We start from the raw sequence: 12,743 nt of genomic DNA, 5'->3' as shown, positions 1-12,743 counted from the left end.
CTCAGCGATACAATCCGCCGACCGGGAATTCCCCGGTGAGCAACCAGGTGCCGATCGTGCGCTCCTTGTATTCGGCCGGATTGTGCAGCGTGTGCGTGCGCACGTTGCGCCAGAACCTGTCGTAGCCGTTGGCCTTGGTGGCTGAGCGGGCGCCCATCACCTCGAAAACCTCGCTCGACGCATCGAGGCCGATTTGTCCAGCGTAGACATTGGCGGTGGCGAGATCGATCGCCGTCTGCCCGCGCTGCTCCAGGGTCAACGCCTCGCCCTGGCCATAGGCGGCATCGAGGCTGCATGCCGCTATATCGGCCAGTTCGGCCGCGGCGAGCGTGCGGATATAGAGGTCGCCATATTTGCGTTGCACGAACGGATCGTCGGTATGTTTCTCATAGCCGGAATAGACCCAGGGGCGCGATTGCGAGACCGTATAGTCGCGGCCTTCGCTCAGCGCTCCTTGCGCGCTGCCGACGAACAGGTTGAGCAGGACCGCCTGCTGGAACAGTGACGTCAGCGTCTGGAATGGCGTCAGCGGCACCGCGGGCGAGCCAATCAGTTCGTCATCACCGACATGCACGTCCTTGAAGGTGACCTTGCCGGAACCCGTCTGGCGCTGTCCGACGCCGTCCCAGTCGTCCTCAATGACGATGCCCTCACGGTCAGCCGGGATTGCGGCTGCCAGCCGGTCCTGACCGTCCTCCCAGGCGACCTGGATATAGTCAGCGATGTGCGAACCGGAAGAAAAGGGCCGAAAGCCGCTCAGGATCCAGCCCGTGCCGTTGCGCCTGGCCGTCGACGTCTTCGACATGGCGTTGCCGGAATTGCCCCAGACCCAGTTCTCCCTTGCCGAGCGTTTCAGCAGTCGGTCCTTCTGCGCCTCGGTCCCGCGAAACAGCACGCCGTTGAGCGGCAGATGATGGTAGCCGTAGAGATGGGCGAGCGAGCCGTCGGTGCGGGCGAATTCGCGCACGACGCGCAGCACCGACAGCCAGGGTGCGCCCTTGCCGCCATAGCGCTTGGGAATCTGCGCCGACGGCAGGCCGCTTTCCTTCAGCAGACGGATTTGCTCGACCGGCCGCCCGCCGGCCTTGTCGCGCGCCACGGCATCCCGATCGAAGATATCGCGCAGTTCGACCGCCGTGGCGACGAACGGGTCGGAAAGGTCAGGGCTGAAGGTCATCGGCGTTTGTCCATGGAAATGCGTCTATTCCGCCGCGATGGTCCGCGCCGGCCGCCAGACGGAAGCGGCATAGGCGTCTTCGCCGAACTCGGCCGGATGGCTCCCGGTTATGCGACTCTCATGGCTGTCGAGATCGGCGAGGAAGAGATCGCGGCTGATGCGCGCGACCACAGCCGGCACATCGCGCCTGATCGACGGCACATCGCCGATCGGCAGGCCGAAACTGACAAAGCCGCCGGGATTGAAGACATGGATATTCCTCAGGAATGGCGCCTCCCCCGGCGCCTTCTCGAGAAATTCATGGCCGAGGCCGAGATAAGGATGGGCGCCGAAAAACTCATCCCGCTCTGCTTCCGACGGCGCGTACTGGTCGCGCCATAGCCGGATGGCGGTGGCGAAATCGGCAAGTTCCGGCTTGCGGGTCGGGTCGGCAAAATACCCGGTACCGGCGATGATGAAGTCGAAGGCAAATGTTTCGCCGGCGATCTCGGTGACGACCTTGCCGTCTTCGACATCCGCATTTGTCCAGGGGGCACCGAGATGCAGATGAAAATTCTGGTGCCGCACCGCCCGCTCCACCGCATCGAGCGGTGGCGTCGAACCGGCCTCGCGGAAGCGCAGCGCCTGGCGCCAGCGCACCGCAACGGGCAGCAGCGGATAATTGTCATAGGCGCCGGGATAGCCGCGCACGCGGTTGATCGGCACGCTGGCGATGCTGGTGCGTCTGGCGAACAGACGCACCGATTTCGCGCCGGCTTCAAGGGCCGTCGCGGCCGCGTCGAATGCCGAAGCCGCCGATCCGACGACAGCGATTACCTTGCCCTTGAGAGAAGCGAAATCGATTGCCGCCGAGCTGTGCGCAACGAAGCCAGGCGGCAGAGTGGCGAGCACATCCGGTATCACCGCACCGCCGCTGCCGCCGAATCCATTGGCCAAAATGATCTTGCGCGCGGTTTCGACCGATGGCCTGCCTTCCACTTCGAGGTGGAGGCGAAAATGCCCGTCAGCCGGCTCTATGCGAACGAGTCGCGTGCCATAGCGGATGCCGATGCCGAGAAAGTCGCGATACCATTTCAGGTAGTTCGCCCAATCCGTCCGCGCGATGCGATCGAAGCCAGCATAGGCTTCCGCACCGTGGTGGGCCTCGTACCAGGACTGGAAGCTCAGGCCCGGCAGACCGAGTTCCGGTCCCGGCAGACCTTTCGGCGTCCGCAGCCGGTTCATCCGCGCATGGGTCAGCCAGATACCGGCCTTGCTCTCATCGGGCGCGGCATCGACGACGGTGACCCTGCCGATGCCGGCACGCCTCAGCGCGAAGGCGAAGGTCGCACCCGTCTGCCCGCCGCCGACGATAAAGACATTGTGGTCGATGCCCTCCCGGTCCGGCACCCAGTTCTGCGGATCGGGGCCGATCAGTCGAAGCGTTTCGCGGGCGTCGTGATCTGGATCGGACGGTAAAGCCATTTCGGTCCCGGCTGAAGTTCAAGCGTCGCGCCAAACTCCGCCGCGGTCGACAAACAGTCCAGAAATGTCTGCTTTGATTGCCCGGTAGTTTTTTTCACTTGCATCCGATTTCACAATCGGGAGCGCCATCGGGCAAATGGAGATCGGAGCTTCCAGGAGACGCGATACTACCCGGCCAGCGGATGACCGGGCCGCAGCCGCGGTCTACGGACCGCCGCGGCCGGTGCAATTGGTGCCGGTATTCCGCTCGCGACTGGAGCGGCGATTGGCGAAGGGTCATGAACCTGCAAGCGGATGGATCCACACTTTGCTCCGCACAAGGGCATTTTGAGACTACGGCCGAGTTCAGAACCCGCCTAATTGCACGTCGTTGCCGCCGATTGCCGTACGCATCGCTGAAGGGTCTTTTGAAGCCGGGAGTGTTGAGCTACCTGTGACGGGTGCCATCAACGAGACGGAGAAAATCGACGAACGGGCCCAAAATCATTTCGCTAAAAGTCACGGATTTACCCGACAGCGCTCACCCGAAGAATTAAGCGTAACATATTGATATGTAATAATATGGTGGGCCCGGAGGATGGACCAAGATTGTTGATTTCATTGGCTTTTTCGTGGGCCAAAGTCGGAAATCTTCCCGTATCGTTCCGTATGGTACCGCGACAGCCAGACAGTCGAACATCGCGGCCCTATCCCGCGGGCTGCCGAACATGTCACAACCGCTTCGTCAGCACCAAATGGCACAGCGCGCGCCAGTATTCCGCGGCCGCCCGGTGAGGCATCATGAGAAGCTTCTTGCAGCACTTGATAAGCGCGACAGCGCCGAGGCGCGCGCAGCGATCGTCAACGACATAGCAGATGCGGCAGCCCGAATTAAGCTGCATGGCGGACTAGCTTGAGGCCCTGTTTGGGAACTGCCACACGGTAGCTCCCATAGCCCACCTTCACGAGCAAGCTTTCCTTGCACATGCGGGCGAGGTAGCAGCGAGGAACGCCGATGTCGGTCAGGTCTTTTGTCCGGACTTCGCCGTTCTCAAGAGCGAGCGAGACGGCGCGTTCCCTCAATGTCGGCTTTGGACCACCGGCAAGCCGGATCCGCTCGGCGCGGTCGCGATCACGCTTCCGCATCCTGACGGAGGGCTCTGGCGTAGCTTTGAGGGCAATCTGCAACACATAAGTTCGCGGTTTCGTTCAGCCCGGCGAGCCCCGCCTTTTCTACGCCATGACACGATGCTGCGCGCCGGCATCCGATGTTTCCCTACGCTACGATCCGCTTCGATCCTGCCCGCTAACTCTCGGTCATTCTGTCCGCAAAAAAGTCCACCACTTCAGTCATTTAGCCTCTTCAATTGGAGTAATCGCGTCACATCGAGGTAAGCCTGCGCAGGGACCGAACCTTTCCCTTCATTGAAGTGCCCTCTTCCCAAGCTTAGTCAATGAAGCAATTGGGGGCGGAATACATCTGGGCACTGGACTTGGTCGGCGACCTGAACTACCGCCATCTCACGAGCCTGGACTATGCTAGCGCGGAGCGCGCTTGCCAATCCCGCTTCTTTCGATCCGTTTCCTTGGGCGTCACTCCCACTGCATCAAGCGCCGAAAACTCGTGAGGCCATAATCCGGGCAGCGCCGGCAATTGGCGCTGTTCGGGTACAGCAGTGCTGTGTCCTCTCCTGTTCTACGGACGAAGCAAATCCGAGAGGTTGTCTGACTTTTCTATTTTGTCTGTGAGGTCGAGCCCCGACAGGAGGTCGACCAGATGGCTGGTCATCAGGTCGGCCGCTTGGGAACTACGCCCTGCTTCGATTGCATCGACCAGAGCGTGATGGGCGTGTTTCTCACAGGTCGCGTCGCGCCGTTTCCAGTAGAGTGCGATGATGAGAGAAGAATGAGAGACAAGGTCGCGAACGAATTTGGTGAACACCGAATGTGCAGCGATTTCGGCGACGCCTACGTGGAAACGTGCCGACAGCATGATCGCCTCACTGTCCCGGCCGGCGTGAAGTGCTTCATGCTCCCTCTCGAGATGCTGCCGCAACTGCGCAATGTCGGATGGCACTGCTGCCTTCGCGGCAAGCCAAGCCACCTTTGGTTCAATCAGCGCTCGTGCCTCGAATACCTCTCGCGCTTCCACCGTCGATGGCTGGGCCACGAAGGCGCCGCGGTTTGGCTCCAGCCGCGCCAACCGGTCATGAGCCAGAGCTTGCAGGGCGGCACGAATGACGGTTCGGCTCACCGAATAGATCGACGCCAGCTCATCTTCCGGCAGCTTGGTGCCAGGGGCGAGACGGTGGCTGACGATGGCATCTCTCAGACCATAGTAAATCGGCGACCAGCGGGCTGCCGGTTTTTCGTCGCGGTCTTCTTCTCTGAGCACTGTCAACATGCTTCTCAACGCGCAGGCACGATACTGCCTGATTCATCCCAAACAGCTCAACGGTCGATGCAATCTAGTATCGCTTACGTGGCGGTCAATCCCGGGACACAGTATCTCAATTTGTGGGGCCAGGCGCGTTCTGGGTCGGCGGTATAGCTGCCGCAGCGCCCGCCGGAGACAGCGATTCATAGATGCCCGAAAACCGTTTGCCGCGGGGAGCAGCGTAGCCACCAATCTTCGATGTCCTCAGACCGACTCTGAAAAGGCTCTCTGCCAAGGTGACCGCGCAGGCGACACCGTCGAGTACGGGAACGCCGTGTTCCTCCGATAGGCTGCTTGCCAGATCGGCCATGCCTGCGCAGCCAAGAACGATCGCCTCCGCCCTGTCCTCGTTGATGGCGCGCGCGATCTCGTCCGAGATTCTGGCCCTGGCGTCCGAGCCCGGCAGTTCGAGATCGAGCACGGCAACTTCCGACGACCTGACTTTCGCGCAGCGCGACGCGAGGCCGTATTTCGCCAGGTTGTGCTCGATCGCGGGGACGGAGCGGGCGAGCGTCGTCACGACGCTGAACTTGCCGGCGACGAGACTAGCGAGGTGGAAGGCGGCCTCGCCGATGCCGATGACCGGGGCCTCGGCGGCGCAACGTGCCGCGTCCAGCCCGGTATCGTCGAAACATGCGATGACATAGGCATCGATAGCGGCCGCCTTGCTCATTTCGGCGACGATACCCGGAATAGCGAAGACTTCGTCGTAATAGCCTTCGATGCTCGGCGGACCATCGCCGGGATTCACCGAAACGATTTCCGTCCCGGCAGAAGCGACGCTCGTCGCGACCTTGCCGATCTTGGCGGTCATCGATGCGGTCGTGTTGGGATTGATGACGAGTATGCGCATGCCGATCAGCCTCAAATCTCGCCGCCGAGATAAAGATGCTTGACCCGTTCGTCGGTCAGCAAATCAGCGGAGTTCCCACTCAGCGCAACGCTGCCGGTAGTCAGCGCATAGGCTCTCTGGGAAATGCGCAGCGCCATGCGTGAGTTCTGCTCGACCAGCAGAACGCTGACTTTCTCGTCGCGATTGATCGCCACGATCGAGCGGGCAAGGTCCTGGACGAGCTTGGGCGCGACGCCCAGCGACGGCTCGTCGAGCAGCAGCAGACGCGGCTTGGCCATCAGCGCGCGGCCGATGACCAGCATCTGCTGCTCGCCGCCGCTCATCGTGCCGGCGGCTTGCGAATAGCGCTCCTTGAGGCGGGGGAAGCGGCCAAGCACCATTTCCAGCGAGCCAGCGATCTCGGCCTTGTCGGATCGGGTGAAGGCGCCCATAAGGAGATTGTCCTTGACCGACATGTAAGGGAAGACACGGCGTCCCTCCGGCACCATGGCGATGCCCATCTTGACGATCGCATCGGGGGCGGCGGCGTCGATGCGCCGGCCATTGTAGTGGATCTCGCCGGACTTGATCTTGCGCAGCCCAGTAATGGCGCGAAGGATCGACGACTTGCCGGCGCCATTGGCGCCGACCAACGCGACGGTCTCGCCCTCATTGACTTCCAGCGACACGCCCTTCAGCGCGTAGACGTGATCATAGTAGAGTTGGACATCAGCAAATTTCAGGATCTGGTTCATAGCCCGATGGCCTCGTCTTCGCTGCCGAGATAAGCCTCGATCACCTTGTCATTGTTCTGGATTTCCGCTGGCGTTCCCTCGGCGATCTTCTGGCCGAAATTCAAGACGACGATGCGGTCAGAAATCTTCATTACGGCAGGCATGTCGTGCTCGACCAGAAGGATGGTGAGGCCGCGCTCGCGCAACCGTCTGACCATCGCCACCATTCTCATCGTCTCGTCGTGGTTCATCCCGGCGAAGGGCTCGTCAAGCAGCAGGATCGACGGGCTCGTGGCGAGGCCGATGGCGATGCCGAGAGCCCGCAAGTGACCGTGCGGCAAGTTTCGGGCGATTTCGCCGGCGAGCGACGACAGGCCAAGCAACGCCAGAATCTCGTCGGCTGATGCGCCAAAGGCTGCCTCGTCAGCCTTAGCCGTGCCAGTACCGAGGAAGAAGCCAAGCAGGCTCGCGGTGGAGCGCAGATGGTGAGCGATGATGACGTTGTCGCGCACGCTCATGTTTTTGAAGATCGTCGTTTCCTGAAACGTCCGGACGACGCCTTTGCGTGCGGCTATGTGCGGCGCGAGATCGGAGATGCGCTCGCCCTTTAAGCGCACTTCGCCCGATGTCGGCCTGAGGAACGACGAGATCAGCTTGAATAGCGTCGACTTGCCGGCGCCGTTGGGACCGATGACCGACAGAATCTCCTTCTCGCGCACCGAAAAGGAGATGTTGTTGACCGCGACGAGACCGCCGAAGCGTTTCGTCAGAGCCGAGACCTCAAGCAGATCGGCCATGGCTCAACCCTTCTTCCGGGTCGTGGCCGCAAGGCTGAGCAGCCCATTGGGCAGAAACAGCATCAGCACGATCATCAAGGTCGAGTAGATCAGAAGCTGGAACCGGCCAGTCTGGAACAGGAGGTCCCAGCCGAAATAAAGCACCAGCGTGCCGAGCATCGGCCCGAATACGTAGCCGAGCCCGCCGAGGAAGCAGTTCAGCATGAAGTTGACAGAGTCGGTGACCGTGAAGCTCGACGGATAGATCGACTGCGAGATGGCGGCGAAGATCGCACCGGCGACGCCGCCGAAGAAGGACGAGACGGCATAGGCTATGACGCGCAGATAGGCGATATTGACGCCGATCGACGAGGCCAGATCTTCGTTCTGCTGGAGCGACTGGCAGAGCTTGCCGACGCGCGAATGAACCAGCCGGTACACCACCGCGAAACAGACCAGCATAAGCGCGACCGCCAGCAGGTAGAAGGCCAGCCGAGAATTATGCAACGTGGCGAAATCCGGGATGATGGTGAGGCCCAGAATCGTGAGCGCCCCAGGCAGCGGGATGCTGACCATGCCCTTGGCACCGTTGGTGATCGGCAGCGCCAGCGCCAGAAGCCGCGCAACCTCGGTCAGCACCAGCGTCACCATGGCGAAGTAGACGCCGCGTAGGCGCAGGATCGGCAGGCCGATAAGCACGCTTGCGGCCGCGCAAAACAGGCCGGCGACCGGCAGCGTCAGCCAGAACGACCAGCCATAGGTCACCACAAGTATGGCCGAGACGTAGCCACCCATCAGCGCATACGCGCCCTGGCCGATATTGATCCGGCCGATGTAGAAAGTGAGCCACACGCCGGCACTGGCGATGCTAAGCAACGCCACCGAGGTGAGCGTGTAATAGAGGTCGATCCGGCCGCTGGCCGAGATCAGAACCGGCACGGCGATGAAGACGATCGCCAGAAAGGCGGCAACCGGGGCGATTTTCACGCTACGCGTCATGGCACCATCAACCCCACGGCTTGCCCATCAGCCCGTTGGGGCGGATCGACAGGAACACCATCAGCGCGGCGAAGATGACGAGGTAAGTGACGTCGCCATATTGGCGCAGCACGGTGAGGCCGACCGACTCCATCATGCCAAGGATGAAGCCGCCGGCGATCGCACCGCCGACAACGCCGGCGCCGCCGATCATCACCATCATGAAGGCCTTGATCGAGATCGGCCCGCCGATGCCGGAATTGACGCCAGTGATGGTGACCAAAAGACCGCCGACGATGCCCGCCAGCATGGCGCCCATGGCGAAGCCGATCATCGAATAGCGATCGACCTGAACGCCCATCAATTGGGCGGCGACCCGATCCTGGGCCAGCGCCCGCATGGCTCGCCCGACCCTGCTGTACTGCATGTAGAGGACAAAGGCCGCGATGAAGACCAGTGCGAGCACGCCGACGACCATACGGTCATAGGGCATGATGATGCCGCCCTCGTTGAACACGCCCTTGACGATCTTGGGGACACCGCGCTGTTTTTCACCGAACAACAGCAGGATGACCGCGTCAAAAAAGAATGCCGTTGCCGCCGCGAGCAGCATTGTGCTTTCTTCGCGTAGACTTCGCCTGATGACAGTTCGGAAGAGGAATTTCTCCATCAGCGCGCCGACGACAGCGAGCGTCACGCCGGACGCCAGCAGCGCCACAACAAAAGGCAGCCCGAGTTGTCCGTAGATTGTGTAGGTGATGAACCCGCCCAGCACATACATCTGCCCATGGGCGAAGTTGAGCACGTTCATCAAGGCGAAGATAAGCGTGAGCCCCAGTGCGATCAGTGCATATTGGGCACCGAGGTAGAATCCGTTGGCGATGACCTGTTCCATTGACGCCTTCGATCTTCCGAGAGACCCGGAACATGCTCCGGGCCCCCGGCAACGCGGGAGGAAATAACCGCAGGAACCTAACCCTAATCAACCGAGCCGACGAACAGGGTCTGGAAGGCGCCGTCCTTGTACTCATTGACAACCATCGGCACCGCGAGCTGACGCTTCTGGCCGAAAGAGGTCGTCCCAACATAGCTCAGCTTGGCGTCGCCTTTCAGGTAAGGGTTGGGAGCCGAGAAGGTGTCGATGGTCTTCTTGAACTCCTCGACATTGTCGATTGCCGCCGGATTGGCCTTCAGCGTTTCGAGGATGTATTCGAGCGCATAGACCTTGGTATTGGACTCGTCATTGTATTCGCCGAACATCTTGGTGTAGCGGTCGACGAATTCCTTCATCGTGTCGGAGGCGATTTCCGGCGTGGAGGCGCCACCGACGGAGATGAAGCCGTTGGCGTACTCGCCAGCGCCCTCCTCCAGAACCTTGGCGTCCTGCGCCGTTTCGGTCGAGATCAGGCCCTCGAAACCGAGCTCACGGGCGGCGCGGATGAGCAGCGGCGCATTGGCGGGCGCGACGCCGGATAGCACCAGCAGGTCGGGCTTCAGCGAAACGATCGGCGTGAGCACCGGCGTGAAGTCGCGCGTGTCGTTCTGATAGGTGTCGTTCTGGGCGACAATCTCGAGGCCCAATGCCTTGGCTGCCTCGACGCCACCATCGCGCTGGCTCAACGGATCCGATTCATTGGCGGCAACGAAGGCGATCGTCTTCACCCCCTTTTTTTCCTTGAGATATTTGTAGATCGCCGGGCCCGATTGATAGTTGGCGATCATGCCGAGCACGGCATTCGAGGCAGGCTTCTGATAAAGCGCCTTCGGGAAAGCGTACGGGAAATAAATGATGCCGTTGGCCTCGGCGACCGGACGCACGGCGGCGGCACCGTCATCGACATTCGGGCCGACCACATAGTGGATGCCCTCCTGAGCCATCTTCTCCATGCCGGCGATGGCGCGCTTTGGGTCTTTCTGATCGTCGAAGGTAACGATGTTGACGTTGTAGGTGCTGTCACCGATCTTGACGCCGCCGGTTTCGTTGAGCCAGGCGGCACGCGTCTGCATTGAACGCACATTCGATGTGCCCCAGGCGGCGGCGGAGCCGCTTGTGACACCGACGAATCCGATCTTCAGTTCCTTGTTCTGGGCCTGCACGGACGGGATACCCATGGCGGCGATGGCCAGGGTCGAGACGGCGCCAAGCGCCATCGATTTGAGAGTCGCGCGTCGGTTGATCATTCTGCATTCCCCTTCTGGTTATCGCGCTTTGTGTTTTGCTCATCGGCTGCGCGGATGCCTTAAAGGGAAACCTGGATTGGAAAATTGTCAACATTATTCTTCATTTTCGTATACAATCGTGCGCAAGGTGTGCGAAGGAACGCTTGCGGATTTAGCGTCCGATGCTGTCGTACTGTCCACCACCCGCACCCTCGTCGCGCTATGCCGACGTCGATTTGCCGTCGAGGAGGCCAACAGGGTCTCTTGCGACTCTCCCGCCCGGAGCGGCGGCGACTCTGATTTCCGCCTAGGTAGAGAGGAAGAGGTGACGAAGCCGAGCGAACGCAGCGCGCGGATTAGGTCGCGAGCGATTGCAGAACGCCGGGGTCGGTAGGAGATGCTGCGGCTGACGTCCATCGGAACGAGCGAAGCGACGGGTCGTCAACGTTCTCAAGGAGATGATACCGCTGAGATTGCTGTTCGCTTCGTTTCCGACCTGGCCAGCGTTACACGCTCGGCCCAATGATGCGATCGTTGCTGGCGATCCCCAGGAGATCATTAAGGTGATCGATGCGTGGACGTTCGCCTGTGATATCCTCGAGGAAGCGCAATTGGATGTTGATCGCCACGGAAGGCGGATAACAGCTTGCACTTCGCTAGGTCATTGGCGCTCCATTTCCACCTCTGTCTCTAGACTTTCGATGTCGCGGGAGATCGAAGCGACAGCCAGCGTGCGCCCTTTGCGCTTGAAGCGCAGCAGGCAATCTTTGGCAATGATGTCTCCATCGACCGCGATCTCGTCCCATTGTCCGGCATGACCGACATAGTTGATGGGAATATCGTAATGCTGGCTCCAAAAGAACGGCACGGCGACGAATTTCTCGCGATGGCCGAGTATGTTGAGTGCTGCGGTTTGCCCCTGCCTCTCTGCTACCACCCAATGCTCGACCCGAATGTTCTCGCCAGTGTGAGGATCGGGCCACCGCGCAATGTCACCGGCGGCGAAGATCCCTGGCGCGCTCGTCTCCAGAAACGCGTTCACGACGACCCCGTCGTCAACGGTCAGCCCTGCCTTCTCGGCAAGCCCAGTCCGCGGTCGCACGCCGATGCCGACGACGACGAAATCTGCCGTCAACGTATTGCCACTACTTAGTTTCACGTTGGTGCCGTCGATGCTGCTCGCGGTATCTTCGAGACGGAATAAGACACCATTCTGCTCATGGAGGGCGCGGATGAAGTCGCCCATTTGCGGACCAAGGACCCGCTCCATGGGCCGTCTCTCCGGTGCCACGACATGAACTTCGATGTCGCGCAAGCGCAGGGCCGCGGCAACTTCCAGGCCAATGAAACTGGCGCCAAGCACGACGGCGCGGCGCGCAGTCGTGGCTCGCTCGATGATCGCCTTGCAATCTGCGAGCGAGCGCAGCGTGTGAACCTGTGGCTGGTCGGCGCCGGGGATAGTGAGGCGGACCGGTTCGGCTCCGGTCGCAAGCAGCAGCCTGTCATAGGGGGTCCGGGCGCCATCAGCGAGTACAACCTCGCCAGAACGTGCATCGATGCTGACGACGTCCGCATTGAGATGCAGATCGATATCGTTCTTTGAGTAGAAGCTCTCCCGGCGGAGCGGGATCCAATCCTCCGGTGCTTTGCCGGCGAGGTAATCTTTGGAAAGATTGGGCCGATCAACGGGTGGCGCTTCGTCGTTGCTGAGCATGACGATGCTGCCATGATAGTGTTCGCGCCGCAGTTTTTCGGCCGCTGCGAAACCGGCCGCGCCGCCGCCGACAATGACGATATTCTCGGGAACCTGGCCGGAGCCTCTATCGCGCTGCTTCGGTGCCGTCCGCTTGCGCTTCTCGCCCACAAATATCCGTTCATCGCGTAGTTCCACCGACCAGCATGCGATTGGATTGAAGGCGGGGGCATGCAAGGCCTCGCCAGTGCGCAAATCGAAGCACGCGTGATGCCACGGACACCGGACAGTATCCCCCACCACAAGACCGTCGACGAGCGGCCCACCGTAATGTGTACATGCCGCCCCGATGGCGAAGACCTCAGCCCCGCGGCGCACCAGCAGTACCTGCTCGCTGCCACAATGGCCGACGAACTTGCCGCCATCGGGAAGATCGGCGAACGCGACGCCCTGGACCAGATCCGGCCCGTCTAATTTGGAATGACCTTCAGCCATTTTCTTCTCCCTTGGCGA

10 protein-coding genes are annotated in these 12,743 nt (G+C 61.1%); all 10 read right to left on the bottom strand.

Annotation, left to right across the window (positions count from 1 at the left end; genetic code table 11):
* Position 1: 1 nt before the first annotated feature.
* Entirely contained in the window at positions 2-1,177 is a 1,176-nt protein-coding gene (locus tag NKI67_RS27570; RefSeq protein WP_352647881.1) for an acyl-CoA dehydrogenase family protein, read from the bottom strand.
* 24 nt (positions 1,178-1,201) lie between these two features.
* Positions 1,202-2,641, bottom strand: coding sequence for an NAD(P)-binding domain-containing protein (locus tag NKI67_RS27565; RefSeq protein ID WP_352647878.1), 1,440 nt, complete (start codon positions 2,639-2,641; stop codon positions 1,202-1,204).
* 1,675 nt (positions 2,642-4,316) lie between these two features.
* A complete protein-coding gene (locus NKI67_RS27560) occupies positions 4,317-5,024 on the bottom strand; it encodes a GntR family transcriptional regulator (protein ID WP_352621166.1) in 708 nt (235 codons plus the stop codon).
* A 106-nt stretch (positions 5,025-5,130) separates the two neighbouring features.
* Complete coding sequence (locus NKI67_RS27555) at positions 5,131-5,910, bottom strand: aspartate/glutamate racemase family protein (protein WP_352647876.1); 780 nt, start codon at positions 5,908-5,910, stop codon at positions 5,131-5,133.
* 11 nt (positions 5,911-5,921) lie between these two features.
* Positions 5,922-6,644: an ABC transporter ATP-binding protein gene (locus tag NKI67_RS27550; protein WP_023679427.1), complete on the bottom strand. Its 723-nt coding sequence runs from the start codon at positions 6,642-6,644 to the stop codon at positions 5,922-5,924.
* Entirely contained in the window at positions 6,641-7,420 is a 780-nt protein-coding gene (locus NKI67_RS27545) for an ABC transporter ATP-binding protein (protein WP_023679426.1), read from the bottom strand. The genes NKI67_RS27550 and NKI67_RS27545 overlap by 4 nt, the downstream gene beginning before the upstream one ends.
* A gap of 3 nt (positions 7,421-7,423) precedes the next feature.
* Complete coding sequence (locus NKI67_RS27540; protein ID WP_023679425.1) at positions 7,424-8,398, bottom strand: branched-chain amino acid ABC transporter permease; 975 nt, start codon at positions 8,396-8,398, stop codon at positions 7,424-7,426.
* A 7-nt stretch (positions 8,399-8,405) separates the two neighbouring features.
* A complete protein-coding gene (locus NKI67_RS27535) occupies positions 8,406-9,272 on the bottom strand; it encodes a branched-chain amino acid ABC transporter permease (RefSeq protein ID WP_023679424.1) in 867 nt (288 codons plus the stop codon).
* A gap of 83 nt (positions 9,273-9,355) precedes the next feature.
* Complete coding sequence (locus NKI67_RS27530) at positions 9,356-10,558, bottom strand: ABC transporter substrate-binding protein (protein ID WP_352621169.1); 1,203 nt, start codon at positions 10,556-10,558, stop codon at positions 9,356-9,358.
* Positions 10,559-11,198: 640 nt separating this feature from the next.
* A complete protein-coding gene (locus tag NKI67_RS27525; protein ID WP_352647874.1) occupies positions 11,199-12,725 on the bottom strand; it encodes an FAD-dependent oxidoreductase in 1,527 nt (508 codons plus the stop codon).
* Positions 12,726-12,743: the final 18 nt, after the last annotated feature.

It is taken from the genome of Mesorhizobium sp. M0408 (assembly GCF_040321495.1).
Lineage (GTDB): Bacteria > Pseudomonadota > Alphaproteobacteria > Rhizobiales > Rhizobiaceae > Mesorhizobium.
Note: the sequence above shows the minus strand (reverse complement) of the source record. Positions and strands in the feature narration are given on the sequence as shown.

Bases quoted from the DNA above. Each gene is read 5' to 3' on its own strand.
- NKI67_RS27570 (WP_352647881.1), bottom strand. From the start codon at position 1,177: ATGACCTTCAGCCCTGACCTTTCCGACCCGTTCGTCGCCACGGCGGTC.
- NKI67_RS27555 (WP_352647876.1), bottom strand. From the start codon at position 5,910: ATGCGCATACTCGTCATCAATCCCAACACGACCGCATCGATGACCGCC.
- NKI67_RS27540 (WP_023679425.1), bottom strand. From the start codon at position 8,398: ATGACGCGTAGCGTGAAAATCGCCCCGGTTGCCGCCTTTCTGGCGATC.
- NKI67_RS27545 (WP_023679426.1), bottom strand. From the start codon at position 7,420: ATGGCCGATCTGCTTGAGGTCTCGGCTCTGACGAAACGCTTCGGCGGT.
- NKI67_RS27565 (WP_352647878.1), bottom strand. From the start codon at position 2,641: ATGGCTTTACCGTCCGATCCAGATCACGACGCCCGCGAAACGCTTCGA.
- NKI67_RS27530 (WP_352621169.1), bottom strand. From the start codon at position 10,558: ATGATCAACCGACGCGCGACTCTCAAATCGATGGCGCTTGGCGCCGTC.
- NKI67_RS27535 (WP_023679424.1), bottom strand. From the start codon at position 9,272: ATGGAACAGGTCATCGCCAACGGATTCTACCTCGGTGCCCAATATGCA.
- NKI67_RS27550 (WP_023679427.1), bottom strand. From the start codon at position 6,644: ATGAACCAGATCCTGAAATTTGCTGATGTCCAACTCTACTATGATCAC.
- NKI67_RS27525 (WP_352647874.1), bottom strand. From the start codon at position 12,725: ATGGCTGAAGGTCATTCCAAATTAGACGGGCCGGATCTGGTCCAGGGC.
- NKI67_RS27560 (WP_352621166.1), bottom strand. From the start codon at position 5,024: ATGTTGACAGTGCTCAGAGAAGAAGACCGCGACGAAAAACCGGCAGCC.